This window comes from Acidisoma cellulosilyticum, from assembly GCF_020621385.1.
Taxonomy (GTDB): Bacteria; Pseudomonadota; Alphaproteobacteria; order Acetobacterales; family Acetobacteraceae; genus Acidisoma; species Acidisoma cellulosilyticum.
The window spans coordinates 589,294-612,747 of the sequence record NZ_JAESVA010000002.1 but is presented as its reverse complement, the minus strand read 5'-3'; the positions used below and the strand labels follow the sequence as shown (position 1 = coordinate 612,747).

General features: G+C 64.8%; 23 protein-coding genes. 11 read left to right on the top strand and 12 right to left on the bottom strand.

Annotated elements, in window-relative coordinates; all coding sequences use genetic code 11:
- Window positions 1-38 precede the first annotated feature (38 nt).
- The 3 genes from cobT to ACELLULO517_RS07255 all read right to left on the bottom strand — a co-directional run bounded on the left by cobT (window position 39) and on the right by ACELLULO517_RS07255 (window position 3,774).
- Window positions 39-1,913: a cobaltochelatase subunit CobT gene (gene cobT / locus ACELLULO517_RS07265; protein WP_227306632.1), complete on the bottom strand. Its 1,875-nt coding sequence runs from the start codon at window positions 1,911-1,913 to the stop codon at window positions 39-41.
- A gap of 111 nt (window positions 1,914-2,024) precedes the next feature.
- Window positions 2,025-3,035 carry a cobaltochelatase subunit CobS gene (cobS, locus tag ACELLULO517_RS07260; protein ID WP_227306631.1) on the bottom strand — a complete coding sequence of 337 codons (1,011 nt, stop codon included), beginning with the start codon at window positions 3,033-3,035 and terminating at the stop codon, window positions 2,025-2,027.
- A 133-nt stretch (window positions 3,036-3,168) separates the two neighbouring features.
- Window positions 3,169-3,774, bottom strand: coding sequence for a J domain-containing protein (locus ACELLULO517_RS07255; protein ID WP_227306630.1), 606 nt, complete (start codon window positions 3,772-3,774; stop codon window positions 3,169-3,171).
- Between the two features lie 109 nt (window positions 3,775-3,883).
- Here ACELLULO517_RS07255 and ACELLULO517_RS07250 point away from each other — a divergent pair, with 109 nt between their 5' ends.
- The 4 genes from ACELLULO517_RS07250 to ACELLULO517_RS07235 all read left to right on the top strand — a co-directional run bounded on the left by ACELLULO517_RS07250 (window position 3,884) and on the right by ACELLULO517_RS07235 (window position 7,660).
- Window positions 3,884-4,183, top strand: coding sequence for a BolA family protein (locus ACELLULO517_RS07250; RefSeq protein ID WP_227306629.1), 300 nt, complete (start codon window positions 3,884-3,886; stop codon window positions 4,181-4,183).
- A gap of 169 nt (window positions 4,184-4,352) precedes the next feature.
- Window positions 4,353-4,817, top strand: coding sequence for an Lrp/AsnC family transcriptional regulator (locus ACELLULO517_RS07245; RefSeq protein WP_227306628.1), 465 nt, complete (start codon window positions 4,353-4,355; stop codon window positions 4,815-4,817).
- A 100-nt stretch (window positions 4,818-4,917) separates the two neighbouring features.
- A complete protein-coding gene (locus tag ACELLULO517_RS07240; RefSeq protein WP_227306627.1) occupies window positions 4,918-5,742 on the top strand; it encodes a SirB1 family protein in 825 nt (274 codons plus the stop codon).
- 598 nt (window positions 5,743-6,340) lie between these two features.
- Window positions 6,341-7,660 carry an NAD(P)/FAD-dependent oxidoreductase gene (locus ACELLULO517_RS07235; RefSeq protein ID WP_227306626.1) on the top strand — a complete coding sequence of 440 codons (1,320 nt, stop codon included), beginning with the start codon at window positions 6,341-6,343 and terminating at the stop codon, window positions 7,658-7,660.
- Between the two features lie 106 nt (window positions 7,661-7,766).
- Here the strand turns inward: ACELLULO517_RS07235 and ACELLULO517_RS07230 are convergent, their stop codons facing one another.
- Window positions 7,767-8,768 (bottom strand): lysylphosphatidylglycerol synthase domain-containing protein, encoded by a 1,002-nt coding sequence (locus tag ACELLULO517_RS07230; protein WP_227306625.1) that lies wholly within the window; start codon window positions 8,766-8,768, stop codon window positions 7,767-7,769.
- Window positions 8,769-8,926: 158 nt separating this feature from the next.
- On the opposite strand from ACELLULO517_RS07230, the gene hpnA reads away from it, so the two are divergent.
- The 6 genes from hpnA to shc are packed head-to-tail and all read left to right on the top strand — an operon-like array spanning window position 8,927 to window position 15,997.
- Window positions 8,927-9,931, top strand: a complete 1,005-nt coding sequence (hpnA, locus tag ACELLULO517_RS07225) for a hopanoid-associated sugar epimerase (RefSeq protein WP_227306624.1) — start codon at window positions 8,927-8,929, stop codon at window positions 9,929-9,931.
- Between the two features lie 2 nt (window positions 9,932-9,933).
- Entirely contained in the window at window positions 9,934-11,070 is a 1,137-nt protein-coding gene (locus tag ACELLULO517_RS07220) for a glycosyltransferase (RefSeq protein ID WP_227306925.1), read from the top strand.
- Window positions 11,067-11,918: a squalene synthase HpnC gene (gene hpnC / locus ACELLULO517_RS07215; protein ID WP_227306623.1), complete on the top strand. Its 852-nt coding sequence runs from the start codon at window positions 11,067-11,069 to the stop codon at window positions 11,916-11,918. Before ACELLULO517_RS07220 ends, hpnC begins: the two co-directional genes overlap by 4 nt.
- Window positions 11,915-12,787, top strand: a complete 873-nt coding sequence (gene hpnD / locus ACELLULO517_RS07210; protein ID WP_227306622.1) for a presqualene diphosphate synthase HpnD — start codon at window positions 11,915-11,917, stop codon at window positions 12,785-12,787. The genes hpnC and hpnD overlap by 4 nt, the downstream gene beginning before the upstream one ends.
- A gap of 2 nt (window positions 12,788-12,789) precedes the next feature.
- Window positions 12,790-14,052 carry a hydroxysqualene dehydroxylase HpnE gene (gene hpnE, locus ACELLULO517_RS07205; protein WP_227306924.1) on the top strand — a complete coding sequence of 421 codons (1,263 nt, stop codon included), beginning with the start codon at window positions 12,790-12,792 and terminating at the stop codon, window positions 14,050-14,052.
- A gap of 7 nt (window positions 14,053-14,059) precedes the next feature.
- A complete protein-coding gene (gene shc / locus ACELLULO517_RS07200) occupies window positions 14,060-15,997 on the top strand; it encodes a squalene--hopene cyclase (RefSeq protein WP_227306621.1) in 1,938 nt (645 codons plus the stop codon).
- A 9-nt stretch (window positions 15,998-16,006) separates the two neighbouring features.
- Here shc and ACELLULO517_RS07195 read toward each other — a convergent pair whose 3' ends face one another.
- The 3 genes from ACELLULO517_RS07195 to ACELLULO517_RS07185 are packed head-to-tail and all read right to left on the bottom strand — an operon-like array spanning window position 16,007 to window position 17,143.
- Complete coding sequence (locus tag ACELLULO517_RS07195) at window positions 16,007-16,309, bottom strand: hypothetical protein (RefSeq protein WP_227306620.1); 303 nt, start codon at window positions 16,307-16,309, stop codon at window positions 16,007-16,009.
- Window positions 16,302-16,748 carry a GFA family protein gene (locus tag ACELLULO517_RS07190; RefSeq protein ID WP_227306619.1) on the bottom strand — a complete coding sequence of 149 codons (447 nt, stop codon included), beginning with the start codon at window positions 16,746-16,748 and terminating at the stop codon, window positions 16,302-16,304. The genes ACELLULO517_RS07195 and ACELLULO517_RS07190 overlap by 8 nt, the downstream gene beginning before the upstream one ends.
- Window positions 16,745-17,143, bottom strand: a complete 399-nt coding sequence (locus tag ACELLULO517_RS07185) for a winged helix-turn-helix transcriptional regulator (RefSeq protein ID WP_227306618.1) — start codon at window positions 17,141-17,143, stop codon at window positions 16,745-16,747. Before ACELLULO517_RS07185 ends, ACELLULO517_RS07190 begins: the two co-directional genes overlap by 4 nt.
- 96 nt (window positions 17,144-17,239) lie before the next feature.
- On the opposite strand from ACELLULO517_RS07185, the gene ACELLULO517_RS07180 reads away from it, so the two are divergent.
- On the top strand, window positions 17,240-18,301 hold the full coding sequence (locus ACELLULO517_RS07180) for an SDR family oxidoreductase (protein WP_227306617.1): 1,062 nt from the start codon (window positions 17,240-17,242) through the stop codon (window positions 18,299-18,301).
- Between the two features lie 49 nt (window positions 18,302-18,350).
- On the opposite strand, the gene ACELLULO517_RS07175 is transcribed toward ACELLULO517_RS07180, so the two are convergent.
- The 5 genes from ACELLULO517_RS07175 to ACELLULO517_RS07155 form a co-directional block, all read right to left on the bottom strand.
- Complete coding sequence (locus ACELLULO517_RS07175; RefSeq protein ID WP_227306616.1) at window positions 18,351-18,584, bottom strand: hypothetical protein; 234 nt, start codon at window positions 18,582-18,584, stop codon at window positions 18,351-18,353.
- A 141-nt stretch (window positions 18,585-18,725) separates the two neighbouring features.
- Window positions 18,726-19,925, bottom strand: coding sequence for an extracellular catalytic domain type 1 short-chain-length polyhydroxyalkanoate depolymerase (locus tag ACELLULO517_RS07170; RefSeq protein WP_227306615.1), 1,200 nt, complete (start codon window positions 19,923-19,925; stop codon window positions 18,726-18,728).
- Between the two features lie 159 nt (window positions 19,926-20,084).
- Window positions 20,085-20,951, bottom strand: coding sequence for a hypothetical protein (locus ACELLULO517_RS07165; protein WP_227306614.1), 867 nt, complete (start codon window positions 20,949-20,951; stop codon window positions 20,085-20,087).
- An 86-nt stretch (window positions 20,952-21,037) separates the two neighbouring features.
- Window positions 21,038-22,615 carry a murein biosynthesis integral membrane protein MurJ gene (gene murJ, locus ACELLULO517_RS07160; RefSeq protein WP_227306613.1) on the bottom strand — a complete coding sequence of 526 codons (1,578 nt, stop codon included), beginning with the start codon at window positions 22,613-22,615 and terminating at the stop codon, window positions 21,038-21,040.
- Between the two features lie 60 nt (window positions 22,616-22,675).
- Entirely contained in the window at window positions 22,676-23,386 is a 711-nt protein-coding gene (locus tag ACELLULO517_RS07155; protein ID WP_227306612.1) for a hypothetical protein, read from the bottom strand.
- Between the last annotated feature and the right edge of the window lie 68 nt (window positions 23,387-23,454).

Below are 23,454 nucleotides of genomic sequence, written 5' to 3'. Positions count from 1 at the left end.
CTGCGCGGGCGACGGCCTATCCAGACCGCTGCTCGTTCTCAGACGATCGCGGGGGTCCGCTCACCCGAGACGCGACCCCAGCTTTCGCCGCCCGTCTCATCGAAGAGCGATGTCAGCTGACGCATCATCGTCCCGCCCAGTTCCTCGGCGTCGACGATGGTGACGGCGCGGCGATAGTAGCGCGTCACGTCATGGCCGATGCCGATCGCGACCAGTTCCACGGCGCTGCGGCTTTCGATTTCATGGATCACCTGGCGCAGATGCTTTTCCAGGTAATTACCGGGATTGACCGAGAGGGTCGAATCATCGACCGGTGCGCCATCGCTGATCACCATCAGGATGCGGCGATGCTCGGGCCGCGTCAGCAGGCGACGGTAGGCCCAGTTCAGCGCCTCGCCGTCGATATTCTCCTTCAGCAGCCCTTCGCGCAGCATCAAGCCGAGATTGCGGCGGCTGCGCCGCCAGGGCGCGTCGGCGGATTTGTAGATGATATGGCGCAGATCGTTCAGACGGCCGGGGTTGCGGGGCTTGCCGTCCTGCACCCAACGCTCGCGGCTTTGCCCGCCCTTCCAGGCGCGCGTCGTGAAGCCCAGCACTTCCACCTTCACCGCGCAGCGTTCCAGCGTGCGGGCCAGAATATCGCCGCACATTGCCGCGACCGTGATCGGCCTTCCGCGCATGCTGCCGGAATTGTCGATCAGCAGCGTCACCACGGTATCGCGGAAATCGGTGTCGCGTTCGCGCTTGTAGGACAGGGAGGCGGTCGGTGTCGTCACCACGCGGGCAAGGCGGCTGACATCCAGCAGCCCGTCTTCCAGATCGAAATCCCAGGCGCGGGTCTGCTGGGCCAGCAGTTTGCGCTGCAACCGGTTGGCGAGTTTGGAAACGACGCCCTGCAGATGCTGTAGCTGATGATCCAGCTGCTGACGGAGCCGGGACAATTCTTCGGAATCGCACAGCTCCGATGCCTCGATCTCTTCGTCGAAATTCTTGGCATAGGCGCGGTACTGATTGTCTTCCTGACCGCGATCCTTGGTCTGCTGCTGGCCGCCGGGGCGTTCGTCGCCCTCGGCCTCCATCGCCTCATCCTCTTCGCCTTCGGTCGCTTCCTCGGCCGAGGCCTCGCCGTCCATATCCTGCGGATCGGCCGACATGCTGGCCTCGGCTTCGGATTGCGACTGGCTTTCGCCTTCCGAGGAGGCGTCCTGCTGCGGATTCTCCTCCGGCGCGTCGTCGCCGCCCTCGGGCTGCTCCTCCGGCTCGGCTTCAATCTCGGCGTCGGCCAGATCATAGGCTTGCAGCAGCTTGCGGGCCGCGCGGGTAAAGGCCTGCTGGTCGTCGGCATTGGCCGCCATGTCGGTCAAAGCGGCGGCGGCGTCCGCCCCCACCGCGTCGCGCCATTGTGCCAGCACGCGCTCGGCCCCCGCCGGCACCGGCTGACCGGACATCCGTTCCCGCGCCAGTAGCGACAAGGCGGAGGACAGCGGCAGCTGCTCCATCTTCGTCATGCGGTCCAGGCCCTCGGCCTCGATCTGCTCGACCAGCTTCTGGTGCAAATTGGCCGCGACCCCGGCCATATGGCGGCTGCCGACGATTTCGACGCGGGCCTGTTCCAACGCGTCATAGACGTCCCGCGCCTCGCGGCTGGCGGGCGACCGTGCGGAATGGACGGCGCTGTCGTGATGCTTCAACCGCAGCGCCACCGCATCCGCCGCGCCACGAATGCGGGTGATTTCGGCAGGCGGCAGGCCGCGGGTGGGTGAGGGCAGGCGCGCCCGCTTACCGGTCAGGCTGGCCGGACCGGCCTGGAAGGCGACTTCCAGCTCCGGCTGGCCGGCGACCGCGCGAATGGTGCCGGCCGTCGCGCGCTTGAACGCTTCCGCTCGTTCCTGTCCGTCCTTGGTTCCGCTCAAAGCCTGCCCCTGGGGTCTGATCCACTCAGCACTATGAATCGAACCTTATCAATACGTTAGAGACCGAAAGTTTTTGCGTCTTTTGAAAAAAGAACCAAAAACTTTTATGCCTTAGCTCGCGCGGCGAAGCCCGGTGGCCAGTTCCTCGTTGAAGCAGCGCTGGTAATATTCCGCCACGGTCTGGCGCTCGGCCTCGTCGCACTTGTTCAGGAAGGTGACGCGAAAGGCATACATCAGGTCGCCAAAAATATTGGTATTCTCGGCCCAGGTGATGACCGTGCGCGGCGACATGACGGTAGAGATATCGCCCGCGATGAAACCCGCGCGCGTCAGGTCGGCCAGCGCGACCATGCTTTCCACACGGCGCTTGGCCGGCCCGTCCTTCGGGTCGATGCCGAGCTTCGCCATCACGATCGCCGTCTCCTGCGCATGCGGCAGATAGTTCAGCGTCGCGACGATGCTCCAGCGGTCCATCTGGCCCTGATTGATCTGCTGGGTGCCATGATAAAGGCCGGTCGTATCGCCCAGGCCCACGGTATTCGCCGTCGAGAACAGACGGAAGCCGGGATGCGGATGGATGACGCGATTCTGATCCAGCAGCGTCAGCCGCCCGGCCACTTCCAGCACACGCTGAATGACGAACATCACGTCCGGCCGGCCGGCATCATATTCGTCAAAGACCAGCGCGACGGGGTGCTGCAACGCCCAGGGCAGAATACCTTCGCGGAATTCCGTGATCTGCTGACCGTCTTTCAAGACGATCGCATCCTTGCCGATGAGATCGATGCGGCTGATATGGCTGTCGAGATTGATGCGGATGCAGGGCCAGTTGAGGCGGGCCGCGACCTGCTCGATATGCGTCGATTTGCCGGTGCCATGATAGCCCTGCACCATCACGCGGCGGTTGTATTCAAAGCCGGCCAGGATCGCGAGCGTCGTCTCCCGATCGAATTGATAGGTCGGATCGATATCCGGCACATGCTCGGTTTTGCTGTCGAAGCGGTGGACGACGAGGTCGGAATCGATGCCGAAAGTCTCACGCACATTCACCTTAACGTCGGGCGAACCGAGAAAGCTGAGGCTCTTCGCAATATCTGTTTCGGAATTTGCGGCATTCGTCATCGAAAAGACTGTCCTGTCATGCTCATGTCAGATTAGCGGAGTGGGGGCGCATCGCAACCCGCAGGCTGCGCAGAAAGCCAATGTCAGCCCAGCCCATGCGGTCCGGCCTAAGCGCGCTGACGGTTCCGGCGTGTCAGGGCGGGGCCGTGGCCGGCTGCCTGTCATCCGCCGGCCAATGCCGCTTCAACGTCGTATAGGCGCCGTTGATGGCCTTGATCTGCTCCTCCGCCGCGCCGTCGCCGCCGCCGGTCGCATCCGGATGATGTTTCTTGGCCAGTGCCTTGTAGCGCGCCTTCACGGTATCCATGGTCACCGGCCAGGTGAGACCGAGAACGCCGAGCGGCTGGCGCAGCTCGGCCGGAACCTCGATCGCTTCACGAAAGGCATGCGAATGCGGGTGGCGGCCGTCCATATGCAGCAGCGGATCGCGCAGCAATTCCTCCTGCGCCGCATGCGTGCCGCCATTGCTGCCCAATCGCCAGGTCGGCCGCTGCCAGGAGACATCGTCCCGCAGCTGCTGCTCGATCTGCCCGGGCGTCATATCCTTGTAGTAGTCCCATTTCGCGTTATAGGCGCGAACATGGTCCAGGCAGAACCAGAAGTAATCGTTAAGGGCGAGGCGCGATTTGGGTGCGCGATAGCAGCCCAGTTCTTCGCAACCGGGTGAATCGCACAGCCGGCCCGGCGCATCCGGGTCGGGCGCGTAGGCCCTCGCACGGGGGACGCGTCGGTTTGTCATGGCCGCTATATGGTGAAAACCGACTGCCCTTGGCAACACCGCACTTGCACGGCAGGACGGCAATCGGGGGAGTTGAACTCCCCCCGTGATTTCGGCGAAAATCGCTGCCATGAGCCGCCAGACCCGCATCACCGATACCTTGTCGCGCGCCTTCGTGCCGCTGTCTCTGGTGGTGGAGGACGATAGCGCCCGCCATATCGGTCACGCTGGTCATCCGGGCGGTGCCGGGCAGGGCGGCGAATCTCATTTCAACGTCACCATGGTCGCCGATTGTTTTGCCAGCATGAACCGGGTCGCCCGCGCCCGCGCTGTCAATGAAGCATTGGCCGATGAGTTCGCAGGCGGTTTGCATGCGCTGTCGCTGACCCTGCGCGCGCCGGCGGAGATTGCCGGCACCATCCAAAGCTAAGAACGCTAAGCGCGTCCTAAATTTGGGGGCGCTCGCGGATAGTTTTTCTATATCGTAAGACCATATGGCTGGGCCGGAGAAAATTATGTTTCCGCCGGTTCGATAATCTGATGGAATGATCAAACGGGGCAGGTCGCTCCGCATTGTTTGATCAGAGAGTTGGGCGCTCATGGCCGCAGCCGTGTCGATGGACGAAACCGATCGGGCCATCCTTCGCCTCATCGCGCGCGATGCATCCCTGTCGCTCGCCGAAATTGCCGCCGAAGTCCATCTCACCCCGACGCCCTGCTGGAAGCGCATCCGCCGGTTGGAGAAGGACGGCGTCATCAAGGCGCGGGTCGCCGTGCTGGATCAAAAGGCGCTGGGCTTGCCGGTCTCGGTCTTCGTCTCGGTGGAGACGACGGACCACTCGGCCGATTGGCTGGGGAAATTCGCGGCCCTGGTTGAGCAGACGCCCGAAATCGTCGATGCATGGCGTATGGGTGGCGATGTGGATTATCTTCTCCATGTCGTCGTGAGCGATATCAGCGCCTATGATGCATTCTACCGGCGCATGATCGCGGCAGTGCCTTTGCGCAACGTGACCAGCCGATTCGCTATGGAGCAGATCAAGGCAGCGCCCTTGCCGCTCTAGCCGATCCATCGATAGGATCGGCGCCAGATGAAGGAGACCGATCCTGAGCGACGATCGCGAACAGCCCTCTCCGGGCGGTCAGGATGATCAGGCTGCCGCCATGATCCGTGCGGCGCTCGATGCTGTGGGGCAACTGCCGGATAATGAAATCGCGCTCGCGGATACGGCGCTGCTGCTGGCGCGGCTTGATGCGCCGGGTGCCGATTGGCGGCGCGCTCAGAAACATCTAACGCTTCTTGCCCGCGAAGCGGCGGAATTGCAGCTTTGGGCCGGCAGCAGCGCGCAGGATCAGGCGGAAGCGCTCTCAGGCATGCTCGGCTGCCGCCACGACTATAGCGGCGATTACGAGACCTATGACGATTTGCAGAATTTGAACCTGATCGCGGTGACCGAGCGCAGGCGCGGTATGCCGATCGGTCTCGGCATCATCTGGCTGCATTGCGCGGAAGTGGCCGGCTGGGATTGCTACGGCATTAATTTCCCCAGCCATTTCGTGCTCGGCTTGGACGGCGATGACGGGCAGGCGCTGCTGGATATCTTTGCCGGCGGCCGCATTCTGGAGCCCGAGGATTTGGAAGGCATGCTGGCGCGCATCGGCGACGGGCGTCGCCGTGCGAAAGCTGCGCCGGTGCTGACCGTGCGTATGACGAAGCGGGAAGTGCTGATCCGGCTGCAGCAGAATATCAGCTACCGCCGCGAACAATCGGGCGACCTCGCGGGCGCCCTGCGCGTTGTGGAGGACATGCTCCGCTTCGCACCGGGTGACATCAACCTTTGGCAGCAGGCGGCGGGGATCAATCAGCAGATGGGCCAGATCGCGGCGGCCGTCCGTTGCATGGGGCGGGTGGTTGATCTGATTCCGCCCGGCGCCGATTCCGACCGCGCGCGTGCCGTGATGCGCCGACTGCGCAGCAGTCTGAATTAACGATTCTGCGCAGCAGTCTGAACTAGAGTCTGTCAGGTTTTAATAGATAATCCGTCATCCGCGCACTCGTTGCGCGGACCTACCCGGCGCGGCGCCCAGACGCCGTGTTGGCGCCTAACTGGGTAGACCCGCGGCATGAAGCCGCGGGCGACAGATTTGGGGGCGTTTCCAACTAAACCTGACAGAGTTTAAGGATCCTGCGCGGCGACCGCGTTCAAGATCGGCCTTTGACCGTCGAACGCTTGGTTGCGATACCGGCCAGAATGAGGTCGATGCCGGCCAGGAATTGCGCTTGGTCGTCGTGCGCCCGCATCTCTGTCGCGACCTGTCGCACGAATGGATAGGCTGCGGGGTCCAGTTGCCGCCATTGCGCGGCGACGGTCGCCTCTGCCTCGGCGATCAGGCACCGCTTGGATTGGTCGATTTCTTGGCCGGTGGCTGAAGCGAATAGCCGAAGGGTCTGTGTCGTGCGGCTGCCTGGTGCGATGAAGTTGCGAATTATTCTTAACTAGAAGGCCTGCTCTGCGGGATCTGGCCCTCGACGTTATCGGAACCATAGCCAAGTCTCTGTTCGGTTTTAATGGATGGAGCTTAGCCGATGCCGGCGTCGGGCAAGTCTTATCAATTGGTGATCGTGGGTGGCGGTGTCGCCGGGATCGAAATCGCGACGACGCTCGGCCGCAAATGGGGTCCGGCGCGGCGCCGCGGCAAGCCAGCGCCGGAGATCACGCTGGTCGACGCCGATTTCGCCCATGTCTGGAAGCCGATCCTGCACACCATCGCCGCCGGCACGCGGGATGTAGCGCAGCAGAACCTCGCCTTCGTCAAACAAGCCCGAGACGCCGGCTTCGCTTATCAGGCCGGTGCGCTGGCCGGGCTGGACCGTGCGGCGAAGGCGATCGTCGTCGCGCCACTGCACGCGGCGGACGGGCGGCTTGTCATCCCCGAGCGCCGTATCGCCTATGACGCGCTGGTGCTCGCGATCGGCAGCGAGGCCAATGATTTCGGCACGCCCGGTGTGAAGGATCATTGCCGCACCATCGATTCGCGGCGCGAGGCCATCGCTTTCAATCACGAAATCCGCACGCGCATGCTGCAGTCGGTGGCGTTCGAGCAACCGCTGTCGATCGCGATCGTCGGGGGCGGTGCCACCGGCGTGGAATTGGCGGCCGAACTCATCCAGCTTCTGGATATCTCAACTGGTCTCGGCGCGCATGGGCTGTCGGGCCTGATGACCGTCACGCTGATGGAAGCGGGGCCCCGTCTGCTGGCGGGCTTCCCCGAGGATATCTCGGCGGCGACCGAGCGCCGGCTGACCGCCATCGGCATCAAGGTCATGACCAATGCTAAAGTGAGTGCGGCGACGGAAGCCGGCTTTACGCTTGCGGACGGGTCCGAGGTTGCCGCTAGCCTAAAAGTCTGGGCGGCAGGCGTGAAGGCGCCGGGCCTGCTGGCCGATCTGGACGGGTTGGAAGCCGTGCGCAGCAATCAATTGGCGATCCTGCCCAATCTGCAGACGACGCGGGACCCGGCCATTTTCGCGGTCGGCGACTGTGCGACGCTGAAACCGGCGGGCGCCGCCCATCCGCTACCGCCCACCGCCCAGGTCGCGCATCAGGAGGCCCGGCATCTGGTGCTGCATCTGCCGGCCTTGATCGACAAGGGGACGCCGATTCCGGATTTCGCCTATCACGACATGGGTATGTTGGTGTCGCTGGCCGATTACGACGCTTTCGGCTCGCTCGGGCGGCTTGGCCTGTTCAAGGGCATCACCTTTCGAGGGCGGTTGGCCCAGTTCAGTCACGAAATGCTCTATCGCAGCCATCAGCAGAAAATTTTCGGCTTCTGGCGCGGCGGTATCGTCTGGTTCCTGGATTGGCTCAATGCCCGCGTGCGGGCACCGATCAAGCTGGATTAGGGTTTGTCGGAGGTCATTGGAACAGCGCCGAGCAACCGTCTTCCCTGGGCTTGACGGCGTAGGAGGCGCTTCAGACCTAAGCTGAAACGCTCAAACCGCCGGTCCGTCAGGAAGCGGCGGTCCCGAGGTCGGGCAGCTTGCCGCTGCCGTTTGTCTTCAGCTTGCGAAATTCCAGATATTGCCACAGCAGCAAAGCGGGCAGGCCGATGACGAGATCGCGGGCGCGCGTCAGCAGGGAGACAGCGACGGAAATCTCGACCGGCAGACCGAAAATGGCGCCAAGCCCGGCATAGGCGGCTTCCTGCACGCCGGCCGCCCCGGGAATGAAGAAGGTCATGCTCAGGGCCGCGCGCAGCAAAGCCTCGATTGCCAGCGCTTGGCTGACGGTGATCTGCGCGCCGAGCAGATGATAGGCGAGCCAGGACTGGCAGGCGGACCCGAGCCAGGCCAGGAAATGCAGCAGAACCGCGCCGATGATGGCGCTCTTGCGGGCGTAGATCGCGTCGAACTGGCTGGCCATGCTGTCGAGCGAGCCGAGCGCGCGCCCCTCGCCCTTGCCGATGCGGGCGGCGAGCTTCTGCAGAAGCCGCGTGCCCTGGCCGGGCAGCGCGATGAAGATCGCGGCAGCGACGGCCGCCACCAGAATGCCGGCGCCGACCGGCAGAATCAGGTCCGAATGCGGTTGCCAGACCAGGAGAACGCCAAGGCCGAGCGCCGCGAACATGACCTCGGCCGTGAACTCGGCCGCGACATCGACCAGGGTCGAGGCCGCCGACAGCGCCATGGGCAGACCGGTGAGGGAGACGGCGCGGGCGCCGATGACGAAACCGCCCACGGGCAGAAAGGGCAAAAAGCGCCCGCCGGCCTCACGCACCAGCCGTCCCCAATACAGACGCGGCAGCAATTGCCAGGTTCGGTGCGGCAGAATGATCAGCCAGGCGAAGGCGAGCGGGATGGAAATAAGGAGCTGCGCCAGGGTCAGCTCAGCGAAGCCCCACCAGCCGACCGACAGCATCGCTTCCAGCACATGCCGGGCACCGAAGCCGAAGACGATGGCGATGCCAAGCAGGATTCCGCCCAGCATGAACACAAAGGAAAGCCGCTTCATGCCTGTGCTGCCGTACCCGGGAACCGGGTCTTGGAATGGTCAATCAATTGTCTCTTGCCTTGGATACGCGCTTGCGCCAGGGGCGTCGGTGGCTTCTATACCGGCCCCATGAGGGCGCGCCAATTCATGTGCACGGATACTGTATTGAGGAGGAAGCCTTGGCCCGAGACAATCTGACCCTCGTCACCGGTGCGACCGGTTTCGTGGGCGCTGCCGTGGCCCGGGCGCTGGCCGCGCGGGGCCATCCCCTGCGCCTGCTGGTGCGGGGCACATCGTCGCGCAAACACCTGACCGATCTGCATGCCGAGTTCGTCGAAGGCGACCTGAATGACAATGAGAGCCTCGCCCATGCTGTGAAAGACTGCCGCTATGTCTTTCATGTTGCAGCAGATTATCGTATCTGGGTACCGAACCCCGAGGCCATGATCGCGACCAATGTGCAGGCGACCGAAAATTTACTGCGCCTGGCTTACGCCGCCGGGGTCGAACGTATCATCTATACCAGCAGCGTCGCGGCGCTCGGCCTCAACCCCAAGGGCGGGCCGCCGGCCACGGAAAACACGCCGATCACCTATGACAAAGTCGTCGGCACCTACAAGAAATCCAAGTTTCTGGCCGAGCAGATGGCGCTGAAACTCTCCGACGAAGGCATTCCCGTCGTCATCGTCAATCCGGCAGCGCCCATCGGTCCGGGGGACGTCAAACCGACGCCGACCGGCGTGATGATCCGGGACGCGGCGCTCGGCCGCATGCCGGCCTATGTCGATACCGGCCTGTCGGTCGTGCATGTGGATGACTGCGCGGCCGGGCATCTCATGGCGCTCGACCATGGTGAAATCGGGGAGCGCTATATCCTCGGCGGCCAGAATATCCCGATGAGCGAAGTGCTGGGTCTGGTGGATAAAGTGGTCGGCCAGTCCCCGCGCCGGGTGCGGCTGCCGATCGCGCCGCTGATGCCGGCGGCGGTGATCGCCGAGCAGGTCGCGCGGGTTACGGGGAAGGAGCCGCGGCTGACCCGCGACCATCTCAAAATGGCGAAGAAGATGATGTATTTCTCTTCCGCCAAGGCCGAACAGACGCTCGGCTATACCTATCGCCCGGCGATCGATGCCGTGCGCGATGCCATTCAGTGGTTCGACCAGCACGGCTATCTCAAGGCATGACTTTGCTCACGGCGCTGACGCTTCTGGCTCTCCTGATCTGGTGCGGGATGATCGTCTTCCACGGCCGCTACTGGCAGGCGGGGCCCATTCTGCCGCCGGCGCCGGTCGGCCTGCGCCTGCCGGCGGTCGATATCGTTGTGCCCGCGCGGGATGAGGCGGAGAGTATCGGCGCCGCCATCGGTTCGCTGACGCGGCAGGTCTTGCCCGGTGGTGCCGCGGTCCGCGTCTTTCTGGTCGATGACGGCAGTTCCGACGGCACGGCTGGCATCGCCCGCCGCGCGGCGGAAGGCGCGCCCAACCCGCTGACCGTCATCACCGGCGCGGATAAGCCGGCGGATTGGAGCGGCAAGCTTTGGGCCGTGCGGCAGGGCGTCGCCGCGACCTCAGCTGACCTGATCCTGCTGACCGATGCCGATATCGCGCATGAGCCGGATCATCTCGCCCGCCTTGTCGCCAAGGCCGAGGGCGGCCGCTACGACATGGTCTCCGAGATGGTGCTGCTGAATTGCGAGAGCATTGCCGAGCGCGCGCTGGTGCCGGCCTTCGTCTATTTCTTCCAGCTGCTTTACCCCTTCGCCAAGGTCGATGACCCGAAAAGCAAAGTGGGCGGGGCGGCCGGCGGCACGGTGTTGATCCGCCGCTCGGCGCTTGATCGGATCGGCGGGATCGAGGTCATGCGCGGCGCGCTGATCGATGACGTGACGCTGGGTCGCGCGGTCAAGAAAAGCGGTGGCCGGACCTGGCTCGGCCATACCACGCGCGCGCGCTCCATCCGGCTTTATCCGCATTTCGCGGATATCTGGGCCATGATCGCGCGCTCGGCCTATGTCCAGCTCGGTTTCTCGCCGCTCAATCTTCTCGGCACCATTCTCGGCATGCTGCTGGTCTGGCTGCTGCCGCCGGCCGCCGCCATCTTCGGCCATGGTGCGGCCCGCGCCTTCGGCCTGATCGCCTGGGTGCTGATGGCGGGCAGCTATGTGCCCAGCATCCGGCGCTATCACCTCTCGCCGCTCTGGGGGATCTTTCTCCCCCTCATCGCTCTGTTCTACATGGCAGCGACCGTCGGCTCCGCCGTCAATCACATGCGGGGGCGAAGCGTGATGTGGAAGAACCGGGTCTATGTCGAGGGCGGATCGTGAGCGCTGAGCTGTCCAAGGCCGATTTCGAGAATGTCGAAAGCTGGTCCGGCAAGGACAAGGCGGACGAGAATTTTCCGGTCGGCGGCCTTATCCGGCCTGACCTGCGCCGTCACGTCCACGCCTATTACGATTTCGCCCGCAATGCCGATGATATCGGGGACAGCCCCGATCTGTCGGCCGGGGAGAAAATCCGCCGCCTCGACCATATGGAGGATGTGCTGCTCGGAAACCGCATCGGCGGATCGCCGAGTGCCGCCAAGCTGCGCGTGTCGCTGGCCGAGACCCGTGTTGACCCTGCCCATGCGACCGATCTGCTCATCGCCTTCCGCCAGGACGCGACCAAGACGCGCTATGCGACCTGGGATGAGCTGTACAATTACTGCCGTTATTCCGCGATGCCGGTCGGGCGCTTTGTCCTGGCCGTCCATGGCGAGAGCGAGACGACCTTTCCGCCTTCGGACGCGCTGTGTGCCGTCTTGCAGGTGCTGAACCATCTTCAGGACTGCCAGAAGGATCTGGCCGCGCTGGACCGTTGCTACCTGCCTCAGGATCTCATGACAGCCTATTCCGCCGATATCTCCGATCTTCCCGGCCGCGCCGAAACCCCTGGTCTGCGGCGCGTCTTCGACGCCCTGCTGGCGCAATGCGACAGGCTGAACGCCGAAGGTGCGGCTTTGCCGCGCCGCGTGCGCGACCGGCGGTTGCGGTTGGAGACGGGGGTGATCCTCAAAATCTCCCGCCGTCTGACGCAGCGCCTGCAGCGGCAGGACCCCATCGCCGGGCGCGTGAAGGTCACCAAACCCGATGCCGTCTTCGCGCTGCTCGGCGCGCTGGGCTACGCGCTATGAGCCTCGCGAAGCTGCCGGTGCCGCCGCTGGGCGCGCAGCCCGCCGATTTGGAGGAGATCGAGACGCTGGTCCGCCGCTCCGGCTCCTCCTTCTATTGGGGGATGCGGATGCTGCCGCCGGATCGGCGCGCGGCCGTCTATTCCGTCTATGCCTTCTGCCGCGTGGTGGATGATATCGCCGACGAACCCGGCGCGCTGGTCGCGAAACGGGAAATGCTGGACGGCTGGCGTGACCGCGTGAATGCGCTGCTGGAAGGCCGCACCGATAGCGCGCTGACGCGCATGATGCTGCTCTCCACCCGCGCCTTCGACCTGCGGGCGATCGACTTTCTGGCCGTCATCGACGGCATGCAGATGGACGCGGAGCGGGAGATCGTGGCCCCGGCGATGGCCGTGCTCGACCTTTATTGCGACCGGGTGGCGAGCGCGGTGGGTCGTCTCTCCGTCCGCGCTTTCGGCGATAGCTCGCCCGCCGCTGACCGCGTCGCCTATTGCCTGGGCCGTGCCTTGCAGCTGACCAATATCCTGCGCGATGTGGGGGAGGATGCCGAGCGGTCGCGTCTTTATCTGCCGCGCGAATGGCTGGCGGAGGAGAGCGTGCCGCCCAATCCGCAGGTGGCTTTGAAATCCCCCGGCCTGCCGCGCGTCTGTCAGCGCGTCGCGGCCCTGGCGCGGGACCATTATGCGGGGGCCGAGGAGGCGATGGCGCTGTGCAACCAGAAGGCCATTAAACCGGCGCGGCTGATGGCCGCCCCCTATAAGGCGCTGCTGACCCAGATGGAGCGCACGAATTTCCTGCGCCCGGCTGAGCGGGTGAGCCTGCCGAAATGGAAAAAGCTGGCCTTCGCCGTACGGATGCTGACGGCTTGAGCATGGCGGCCGGCGGACAAGCGGGTCGGGTCCACGTCATCGGCGCCGGGCTTGCGGGTCTGTCGGCCGCCATGGTGCTGGCCGAGACGGGCAGGCCAGTGACGGTGCATGAAGCTGGCCCGCAGGCCGGCGGGCGCTGCCGCTCCTATTTCGACCGGGAACTCGGCTGCCGCATCGACAACGGCAATCACCTGCTGCTGTCGGGCAATCCCGGCGCCATGCGCTATCTGGACCGCATCGGCGCGCGGCAGACGATGGTGGGACCGAAAACACCGGTCTTTCCCTTCATCGACCGGACGGACGGCTTGCGCTGGGTGTTGCGGCTCGATTCGGGGCGGATTCCGCTCTGGATTTTTGACCGCAAGCGCCGCGTGCCGGGCACGACCTGGCGCGACTATCTCTCTCTTCTCCGTCTTCGCAAAGCGAGCGGCTCTGTGGCTGCGGCAATCGGCGATGCCGGCCCGGTCTATCGCCGGTTGCTGGAGCCGCTGGCCATTGCCGGCCTTAATACGATGCCGGACGAGGCCTATGCGCCGCTGATGCAGGCGATTGTGGCCCAGACATTGGGCGCGGGCGGGGCCGCCTGCCTGCCATTGGTGCCGGCCGAAGGGCTGACCGAGAGTTTCATCGACCCGGCGATCGCTTGGCTGTCGGCCCGTGGTGCCAAGGTCGGGCTCGGCCAGCGCCTGCTGTCCCTGGACCGCGCCGGCAATCGCGTCTCAATCCTGCATTTCGCCGATGGCGCGGTGAAGGTCGGGCCGCAGGACAGCGTCATCCTGGCCGTGCCGGCGCCCGTTGCAGGTGGGCTGCTGCCGGACCTGACGGTGCCGGACGCCTTCGAGGCGATCGCCAATATCCACTTTCTGGCTGAGGTTGCGCCGGGTGAGGCGCCTTTTACCGGAATCGTCGGCGGCCTGGCCGAATGGGTCTTCGTCAAACCGGGCATCGTCTCCGTCACCATCAGCGCGGCCAATCGCTGGGCGGAGATGCCGGGTGAGGTCATGGCGGCCCGCGCCTGGGCCGATTGCCGCGCGGCCTACCCAGATCTGCCCGAGTCGATGCCCGCCTATCGGCTGGTGCGCGAGAAGCGCGCGACCTTCGCTGCCACCGCACTGCAACAAAAACGCAGGCCAGCCGCCAGCGGCTCAGGACTTGCAAACCTTGCCCTGGCGGGCGACTGGACCGATACAGGGCTGCCGTCCACGATTGAAGGCAGTATTCTTTCCGGCGAATCCGCCGCGCGCATGCTGATGAGGCAAATATAAAACCACGATGCCGCACGATATTCTGCTCGACACCACAATTGCGACCGATGATCTGACTGCGGCGATCGAACGCGCCGAAGGCGCGCTCACGTCACGTCAGAACGGTGACGGCCATTGGGTCTTCGAGCTGGAGGCTGATGCGACCATCCCGGCCGAATATGTGCTGCTGGAACATTACCTCGACCGGATCGACGCGCCGCTGCAGCAGAAGATCGGCGTCTATCTGCGCCGCATCCAGGGCGATCACGGCGGTTGGCCGCTCTACCACGGCGGCGTCTTCAATATCTCGGCGAGCGTGAAGGCCTATTTCGCCCTCAAGGCGATCGGCGACGATATCAACGCGCCGCATATGGCTCGTGCCCGCAAAGCGATCCTCGCCGCTGGCGGGGCCGAGCGGACCAATGTCTTCACCCGCATTCAGCTGGCGCTGTTCGGCGAAGTGCCCTGGCGCGCCGTGCCGGTGATGCCGATCGAAATCATGGGCCTGCCGCGCTGGTTCCCCTTCCATCTGCTGAAGGTGAGCTATTGGTCGCGCACTGTCATCGTGCCGCTGCTGGTGCTGATGGCGCTGAAGCCCCGCGCGCGCAATCCGCGCGACATTCATGTGGCTGAGCTGTTCGCGACGCCGCCCGACCGGGTCAATGACTGGATTCGCGGCCCCTATCGCAACCAATGGGGGCATTTCTTCAAGGCGGTCGACGGCGTGCTGCAGGCGGTGGAGCCGCGCATCTCCCAAGGTCGCCGGCAGAAGCATGTCGATGCCGCCGTCGCCTGGGTGCAGGAGCGTTTGAACGGCGAGGACGGGCTGGGCGCGATCTACCCGGCCATGGCCAATTCCGTGATGATGTTCGACGTGCTGGGCTATGCGCCGGATCATCCGGATTTCGCGATCGCCTGGACATCCGTGCAGAAGCTGGTGACGGTCAAGGACGGGGAAGCCTATTGCCAGCCTTGTCTTTCGCCGATTTGGGATACGGGGCTCGCCGCCCATGCCCTGGCCGAGTCCCAGGGCCTGGGTGCGGCGGGGGTGGAGGCCGCGGCCAATTGGCTCAAGGCCAAACAGATCACCGAATTGCGTGGCGACTGGGCCGAGGTCAAGCCGGACTTGCCGCCGGGCGGCTGGGCTTTCCAATACAATAACGACCACTACCCGGATGTGGACGACACGGCCGTGGTCGGCATGCTGCTCCATCGCAACGGCGATCCGGCCCATGCGGAGTCCATCGAACGGGCACGCGCCTGGGTGGTCGGCATGCAGAGCAAGAACGGCGGCTGGGGCGCCTTCGACGCCGATAACAACCACGACTTCCTCAATCATATCCCCTTCGCCGACCACGGCGCCTTGCTTGACCCGCCGACAGCCGATGTGACGGCGCGCTGCGTATCCTTCCTCGCTCAGCTTGGGCATGCGGAAGACCTGCCCGTGATCGCCCGCGCGCTCGATTTCCTGCGCGCCGATCAGGAGAAGGACGGCTGCTGGTTCGGCCGCTGGGGTACCAACTACATCTACGGCACCTGGTCCGTGCTCTGCGCGCTCAACGCGGCTGGCGTCCCGCAGGATGACCCGATGATGACGCGGGCGATCGACTGGCTGATCGCGAAGCAGCGGCCGGAAGGCGGTTGGGGTGAGGATTGCGCCAGTTTCGAAGGCGCGCCGCCGGGCGAGTATCACGAAAGCCTGCCGAGCCAGACGGCCTGGGCCGTGCTGGGCCTGATGGCGGCCGGGCAGGCGGATCATCCCGCCGTCGCGCGCGGCATCGCCTGGCTGCAATCAGTGCAGAAGGATGACGGCGAGTGGGACGAGGCACCCTATAACGCCGTCGGCTTCCCGAAGGTCTTCTACCTCCGCTACCACGGTTATCGGCTGTTCTTTCCGCTGATGGCCATGGCGCGCTACCGCAACCTGCAACAGGGCAATAGCCGTCAGGTGCAGTGGGGTTTTTGAGCGGCGGCCTTACCGCCTGCGGCTGATCCAGATCAGCGGCACCATGACGGCGGCTGTTATCAAGGCGCTGGCGACCAGCCCCGCCGGGGTCGCGCGGGCCGTGGCCGTCAGGCTGATCGTCTCGCCGATGCGCAAGCTGACGCTGGCCTTCATCTCTTCCGGATGCGCGGACGGCGCGGTTTCGGCCGCAGCAACAGGCTCGGCCGGGGGCACCGCGCTTTTCGTATCGTCTCCATCCGGCATCTCGGGCATCAGCGCCAATGTCCGCTTTGCCTCGGCTTCGGCCAGGCGCTGCTTTTTCTTCTCACCCATGGTCTGGTTCTTTCGGTTCGGGTGAGGGGATATGTCCCTCATATTGGGGCAGATCATCCGTGATCGTGAACCAGGGCGCCTTGGACCCCACGAAGATATGGGCGGCGGGACGGATGGTGGGGCAGTCTTCCAGCACGCCGAGTGCCACATGAACGAAGGCGCCGTCCTGGACCAAAGCGAAGAGGAAGGACCCGCACCGCGCGCAGCGCGTGTCATGCCCGGTCGCGTCCCCGAAGGTCATCAGAGCGTCCGCACCTTGGCTGAAGGCCAGTTGGTCTCGCCCGATCCCGGCCAGGGGTTTGAAGGCGGAGCCCGTGACCTGCCGGCAGCCCGAGCAGTGGCAATTGACGGCATAGAGAAACGCATCCGCGACCGTGAAACGGACGGCACCGCAAACGCAGCGACCGCGCAACTGGCCCGGTTCGCGCGGCGTCGTCATGCCGCGTCCGCCCGCTGCCGCTGCGCCGTGAAAGCATCCAGCGCATCGGCATTCTGTCGGCCCCAGGCATAGAGCAGCGCGATCGGCTCGACGAAACGGTAGCCGAGCGGGGTCAGGGTGTAATCGACCGCCGGCGGCACGGTGCCGTAGACGCGGCGTTGGACCAGGCCTGACGCCTCCATGTCGCGCAGCGTCTGGGTCAGCATTTTCTTGGAAATGCCGGGCAGGCTGCGCAGCAGGACGCCCGTCCGCGCGGTGCCGCCATGCCGCGCTTCCAGGGCATGCAGGATCATGCTCGTCCATTTGCTGGCGAAAATCTCAAGCACGCGACGCGGCGCGCAATCTTCCCGCCAATCGTCATCGGCCGGCGGTGCTGTCATCATGGAGTCTGGCATGGTTACCTCAGGGTCTCTATGTCCCTTCCGGGTGCCTTCTAGCCCGATCGCCGATGTCTGACTATGTGAAGCAAGAACAAGAAATCAGGAGGCGTCATGACAGGCCAAGCTTTGATCGCGGGTGTGAGCGGTATCATAGGCGGCGCGACGGCCGAGGTGCTGACGGAGGCCGGATGGCAGGTCGCGGGCCTCGCGCGCCGGCCGGAAGGCCCGGCCAGCATGGTGAAGGTCGCGGCCGATCTGCTGGACCCAGCCTCGCTCAAGACGGCGCTGGCCGGACAGGCACCCAGCCATGTCTTCATCACGACCTGGCTGCGCCAGGCGACGGAGGCCGAGAATATCCGCATCAACAGCGCCATGGTCCGCAATCTGCTGGATGCGCTGCGCCCGGCGGGCTCCGTCCGCCATGTCGCCCTCGTCACCGGGCTGAAGCATTACCTGGGGCCGTTCGAGGCTTACGGCAAAGGCAGCCTGCCGGCGACGCCCTTCCGGGAGGAGCAGCCGCGCCTGGATATCGAGAATTTCTACTACGCGCAGGAGGATGAGGTTTTCGCGGCCGCACAACGCGACGGCTTCACCTGGTCCGTCCATCGCCCGCATACCGTCATCGGCAAGGCGGTCGGCAATGCCATGAACATGGGCACCACGCTCGCCGTCTATGCCACGATCTGCCGCGCGACCGGCCGGCCCTTCCAGTTTCCGGGCTCGCCCGCGCAATGGAGCAGCCTGACGGATATGACGGACGCGCATATTCTCGCCCGTCATCTGCTCTGGGCCGCGACCACGCCGGCCGCCGCGAACGAGGCCTTCAACGTGGTCGACGGCGATGTGTTCCGCTGGAGCTGGATGTGGGAACGGATCGCGGGTTGGTTCGGCATCGAAGCTCAGCCCTTCGACGGTGTCGTGAGACCCCTGGAAAGCCAGATGGCGGATGACGGCACAATCTGGGCCGAGATCGCGGCGAAACACGGTTTGGTCGAAGCCGAGATCGGCCGCCTGATCTCGCCCTGGCATACGGATGCCGACCTTGGCCGCCCGATCGAGGTGGTGACGGATATGTCCAAAAGCCGCCGCCTGGGCTTCACCACTTATCAGCCGACGGACGATGCCTTCTTCACGCTGTTTGCACGGCTGCGGGCGGAAAAGCTTATTCCTTAGGGTCGGTCAGGTTTGGTTGGGAGCGCCCCCAAATTCGTCGCCCGCGGCTTCATGCCGCGGGTCTACCCGTTGCGGCGCAAAACGCTGGCGAGGCGCCAGCCATGACGATCCTTGCCCTTTGGCCCAACTGCTGCTGGGTCGGTGGCGGCAATTGGCGGTGCGACTGCCCGCGGGGATAGGTCATGTCGGGGGTTGAGTCCGCATCCGGGTAAAGCGCCTGATGCTTCTCCCAATTGTCGAAGCCCGTGCGGGTGACGTTGTCGACGAAGGTTTCCGCCGGCATGCTCGCGGATTTGGATGCATTGTCAACATAGACGGACGACGCTCTTGCCGGCGTTCCGTTCGACAGTGATGATAACGCGACTTCCTCACATGCGGCGGGTTTGATCTATCCGCGCATAGATCCGGATATCGTCTGAGACGGTTACTTGCGGCGCTTGCCGTCTTCGATCAGGCCGGTGGAGCGCAACACGCGGCCGAGCAGCGTGTCCGGCGCCGTCAATTCGGCGGTGATCTCCTTCAATCCGGTCGATCCACCCGGCAGCAGGTTCTGCCACAGCGGATGGCCGCCGAAAGGCGTGCCGGGCCCCTTGTCCCAACTGCTGTTGCGGCGGCGTGACAGGCCTTCGCCCGTCAGGCCCCAGCTTTCGGCGATACGATAGGTGGAGGAGATGCCGGCCGGCAGAATATAGCGGCTGGCCGAGACGGAGCCGCAGCGGGCGGCGGCGGGTGTCGCCATCGGGTCGATCGGCGTCGCATGGCCCAGGCCCGGAACCACATAAAGCTCGACCGCCAAACGGCCGGTCGGGCTGCGCCAGACCTTGTGGCTGACGAACCCGATCAGGGACTCCTCAGGCTTGGCATCGCTGACGCCATGGATATCGGTCCATTGCTTCACAAGCTCGGTCGCGTTCACCGGATTGACGGTGGTGTCGGCATCACCCTGCCAGATAGCGACGCTCGGCCAAGGCCCTTGATGGGCGGAGGCCGCGCGGACGCGATCCCCCAATGCCTGCGCGCTCCGGATGCGGCCTTGGCCCATCACGCCGAAAGCCTCATGCATGCCGTCGGCGCTGCCGAAAGGCAGGCCGGCGATAATCGCGCCGCCGGCAAACAGTTCGGGATAGGTCGCCAGCATGGCAGCCGTCATGCCGCCACCGGCCGAAAGCCCGGTGATGAAGACGCGGCTGGCATCGAGCCGATGGTCGCGCAGCATGACGCGGATCATGCTGGCGATGGACGCGACCTCACCCGAATCGCGACTGACATCCTCGGACTGAAACCAGTCGAAACATCCCTGCGGATTATTGAGGCGCCGCTGCTCGGGCATCAGCAGGGCAAAGCCGAATTGCCGGGCAAGCTGGGACCAGCCGGTGCCACGGTCATACACGCCAGCCGTCTGCTTGCAGCCATGCAGCACCACGACCAGCGGCGCATGATCTGGCAGTCCCTCCGGCCGGAAGGACAGCATGCGGAGATTGCCCGGATTGGCGCCGAAATCGCGTGTCACGGTCAAGGCATGATCCTCCTCACCCTCATTATCCAGCATGGCTTGCACCAGCGGGTGGGGCGCGAAATTCAGCAACTGACCAAAGAAGCTATCCTGGCCGAGGAGGAGAGCCATCACACGGAACTCTGACTGTCACGGGGTTTGGCGGCGCTGAGCGTCGCTATTCGTTACAGCGAACATGGTGCAGTGCAACAAAAGACGCAAGCGCGCCTTAGGGCGGCAGCCTTGCGCCCTGGGCCTGACTTAATCGGTTCGGGAGGGACGGTCGGCGGATCAGCTGAAGATGTTGCGATCGATTCCGGCGAGCTGAATGACGGTACCATCCGAAAGGGTTATGAGATCGGACCCCAGCGAAGCACCGTCCGACGCGATCGGACCGCTGCCGAAGGTCAGCGACTCCAGTGCTGTCAGGCTGCCGAGGATGTCGCCAACACCGGTATGCCCATCGACGAAGTCATAGACATGCGAGCCCGCGCCATCGATCCCAGCACCGCCGGCCGCCAGGACAGTGCCGGCGCCGGCGCTCACCAGAATAGCGTCGGTGCCATCGCCCTGGGCAAGCATCAGCCCGTGTATGGCGTCGCCCGTGAGGGTTGATGCGCCGACACTGGCGGTAACCGTCGTCGCGCCAGTGCCGCCGTGGATATGCGTGGCACCGGAGCCGCCTTCCAGCAATGTCTGCGCCGTATTGCCGGCCGCGCCGTAGAGTGTCACGGCGCCGCCGTCGCGCATGACGGAGATCGCACCCGAACCGCCGATGAAGGTAAGCGGCGGCGTATCGCTTCCGGACGCCGGCAGCACGGCTTGCGCTGCGGCCTGATCTGTCGCGGATGCACCAGCCGATTGGCCGGACAGAATGATGTCACGCGGGCTGTAGCCGGCGGCTTCCGCATCGGCCAGCCCGGTTTGGGTCAGGTCAAGCGCCGGCTGTTGCGCAGACGGCGAGCTAGCCAAAGGGTCGACCGTGAAACCGGTATTACCGCTATCGAGGTGAGAGCTCTCAAAGGTGACAACGAGCTGGCCCGAGTCGTCGACGACCGCCGCCGTGTAAAGACCGGTATTGGGATCGGATTGAACCAAAGGATGGCCGCCAACCGTGAAATAACTCACGCTCGGCGCAGTATTCGCGGTGTCAGACATGCGCGGCTTTCACTCCAGGCCGCAGCTTTTGCTCGGCCTTTATTGCTTTCCAAGTAGAATTAATCGCAGAAGTCTTGCGGTCAATCTCATGGCAGAGCCTCAGTTTTCGGGGCAGTCTCACCCCGTTTGCGCCGCAACATCCGCTTCAGCTCACGCGGGTGTGCAACGCCCAGCGCCAAACATAGCAGAGCAAAGACTGCCATCCCACTTCCGACAAGTGACGAAAGGGCAATCAACCTGACAGCCAGGTGATGCGCGCCCAGGACAGGGTGCAGCAGATGCTGCACGCCGATCAGCGCCGCGCCCATGCCGGTGGCGGCCAGGATGATGCGCGGCAGGCTGCGGCGGCTGCGCTGGTCGAGGGAGAAGTGCCGGCGGCGGGAGGAGATGACCATCAGGCTGCCGGCATTGACCCAGCCGGCGATGGAGGTCGCGAGCGCGATGCCGACATGAGCGAGGCCGGAATAGAGGCCGAGCGAGATCGTCAGCACGATATTCACCGCCATAGCGCAGGCCGCGACCTTCACCGGCGTCAGCGTATCCTGCCGCGCCAGGAAATCGGTGATGACGACCTTGATGAGCACGAAGGCGGGCAGGCCGAACGCATAGGCGGCGAGCGTGGGTGCCACCTCGTTCACCTGATGCGGCCCGAATTTCCCCCGCTCGAACAACACCTGCAGGATGGCATGGCTTTCCAGCAGCAAGGCGACGGCCGCCGGCAGGGTCAGCAGCAAAGCCAGCTCCAATCCACGATTCTGCGTGTGCAGGGCCGCGCTATCCTCGCCCTTCCGGATATGGCGCGACAGCGTGGGCAGAATGGCGGTCGCGACGGCAATGCCGACGACGCCCAGCGGCAGCTGGTTCAGCCGGTCGGCATAGGCGAGGTAGGAGACCGAGCCCACCGGCGCGAGCGAGGCGATCGCGGTCGAGACCATCAGGTTCAACTGCGTCGCCCCGGCGCCGAAGACGCCCGGCAGCATGACGCGCATCAGCCGGCGCAGCTCGGGTGACAGATGCAGCCGCGGCATGCCGAGCCTCAGTCCGGCACGGCGGCAGGACCAGGCGAGCCAAAGGCATTGTGCGATACCCGCCAGCGTCACCGCCCAGGACAGGTTCTGGCCCGTCACCGGGTGGATCAGCAGGGCGGCGATGATGAAGACGTTGAGCAGGATCGAGGTCGCGGCCGTCGCGGCGAACCGGTCCACCGCATTCAGCAATCCGCCCTGGAAGGAGGCGAGGGAGATGAACATGAGATAGGGGAAGGTGATGCGCGTCAGATCCACCGTCAGGCGGAAATGCGCGGGGTCCGCGTCGAAGCCGGGTGCCACGACATGCAGAATGGCCGGCGCGAAAATCTCCCCCAAGATCAGGAAGATCGTCAGCGCCGTCAGCAGGCCGGAAAAGGTATCCTGGGCGAAGCGCATGGCGGGCTCGCGCCCGTCCTTGGCGATCATGCCCGAGAATAGCGGCACGAAGGCGGCCGAGAACGCGCCCTCCGCGAACAGCGTGCGGAACAGATTGGGCAGGCGCAGCGCCACGAAGAAGGCGTCGCTCGTGGCCCCAGCGCCCAGCGCCGAAGCGGTGAGGATTTCGCGCACGAAGCCCAGTATCCGGCTGATCATCGTATAGCCGCCGACGGTCGCGACGCGGCGAAGCATGGCCATGGACGGTTCAGCTTTCAGCAGAGGAAGGGGGCAGCCAAATCCGGCTGACCCGCCACCCCGCTAATGCACGACGGAGGGGCCGATCTCAAGCTGCCGCAGCGTCACCTCGATCAGCGCCTGCGCCTTGGCGAGATTCTGCGCGACTGGGGCCGACTGATCCTCGGCCTTCTCGGACAGGCGTTGCTGCACCGACTGGATCAGCTCGGCCGATTCCACCGAGTGTTGCAGCTCCTCGATACCGTCCACTTCCATGGCGATGGCGACGTCGAATAGCTCGCTCGCGAGCATTACAAGACCCGCGGCGGCGGCGGCGGCTTCGTCAGGTTTGTCGAGCAGATCGAGCAGGCTGCGCATATCCTGGATATAGGAGCGGAAGACGCGTTCGGTGACGCGCTCGGCCAAGGAACGCCAGTCCGGTGTCGTCTCCTCCTTCCGCCATTCGAGAAGGATCGCGGCGGCGACGGCCAGATCCATCCGTTCGTCACGCGCGAAATGCCGATGCAGCACCACGCGCCAATCCTCCCAGGCCGGGCCTTCGGCCGCGGTCGCGGCGATGACCGCCAGGATCAGCCCTTCGGTCGTGCGCCGGCTGCGGGCGCCGAGCGTCGCGAAATGCTGAGCGAGGCTGGCGTCCAGCTCCTTCGGCCCGGCCTCCTGCGTCGCCGCCAGCAGGGCCGCCCAAAGTGCGATCAATTCCTCATCGTCACCGATGGTATTCGACCACTGGTCCAGCCCGTCAGCCTCAAAATTATCCGCAGATCCGTCGCTCACCCTCTGCTCCTCGCTCGCATATCCGCCCCTCTATACCCGGCCGCTTTCGCCAGCGCCAAGACATGGGT

Excerpts from the sequence above, each read along its gene's own strand:
- cobS (WP_227306631.1), bottom strand. The coding sequence starts at position 3,035 with ATGACGAATGCCGCAAATTCCGAAACAGATATTGCGAAGAGCCTCAGC.
- ACELLULO517_RS07255 (WP_227306630.1), bottom strand. The coding sequence starts at position 3,774 with ATGACAAACCGACGCGTCCCCCGTGCGAGGGCCTACGCGCCCGACCCG.
- ACELLULO517_RS07250 (WP_227306629.1), top strand. The coding sequence starts at position 3,884 with ATGAGCCGCCAGACCCGCATCACCGATACCTTGTCGCGCGCCTTCGTG.
- ACELLULO517_RS07245 (WP_227306628.1), top strand. The coding sequence starts at position 4,353 with ATGGCCGCAGCCGTGTCGATGGACGAAACCGATCGGGCCATCCTTCGC.
- ACELLULO517_RS07240 (WP_227306627.1), top strand. The coding sequence starts at position 4,918 with ATGATCCGTGCGGCGCTCGATGCTGTGGGGCAACTGCCGGATAATGAA.
- ACELLULO517_RS07235 (WP_227306626.1), top strand. The coding sequence starts at position 6,341 with ATGCCGGCGTCGGGCAAGTCTTATCAATTGGTGATCGTGGGTGGCGGT.
- ACELLULO517_RS07230 (WP_227306625.1), bottom strand. The coding sequence starts at position 8,768 with ATGAAGCGGCTTTCCTTTGTGTTCATGCTGGGCGGAATCCTGCTTGGC.
- hpnD (WP_227306622.1), top strand. The coding sequence starts at position 11,915 with ATGAGCCTCGCGAAGCTGCCGGTGCCGCCGCTGGGCGCGCAGCCCGCC.
- hpnE (WP_227306924.1), top strand. The coding sequence starts at position 12,790 with ATGGCGGCCGGCGGACAAGCGGGTCGGGTCCACGTCATCGGCGCCGGG.
- shc (WP_227306621.1), top strand. The coding sequence starts at position 14,060 with ATGCCGCACGATATTCTGCTCGACACCACAATTGCGACCGATGATCTG.
- ACELLULO517_RS07195 (WP_227306620.1), bottom strand. The coding sequence starts at position 16,309 with ATGGGTGAGAAGAAAAAGCAGCGCCTGGCCGAAGCCGAGGCAAAGCGG.
- ACELLULO517_RS07190 (WP_227306619.1), bottom strand. The coding sequence starts at position 16,748 with ATGACGACGCCGCGCGAACCGGGCCAGTTGCGCGGTCGCTGCGTTTGC.
- ACELLULO517_RS07185 (WP_227306618.1), bottom strand. The coding sequence starts at position 17,143 with ATGCCAGACTCCATGATGACAGCACCGCCGGCCGATGACGATTGGCGG.
- ACELLULO517_RS07180 (WP_227306617.1), top strand. The coding sequence starts at position 17,240 with ATGACAGGCCAAGCTTTGATCGCGGGTGTGAGCGGTATCATAGGCGGC.
- ACELLULO517_RS07175 (WP_227306616.1), bottom strand. The coding sequence starts at position 18,584 with ATGCCGGCGGAAACCTTCGTCGACAACGTCACCCGCACGGGCTTCGAC.
- ACELLULO517_RS07170 (WP_227306615.1), bottom strand. The coding sequence starts at position 19,925 with ATGGCTCTCCTCCTCGGCCAGGATAGCTTCTTTGGTCAGTTGCTGAAT.
- ACELLULO517_RS07165 (WP_227306614.1), bottom strand. The coding sequence starts at position 20,951 with ATGTCTGACACCGCGAATACTGCGCCGAGCGTGAGTTATTTCACGGTT.
- murJ (WP_227306613.1), bottom strand. The coding sequence starts at position 22,615 with ATGGCCATGCTTCGCCGCGTCGCGACCGTCGGCGGCTATACGATGATC.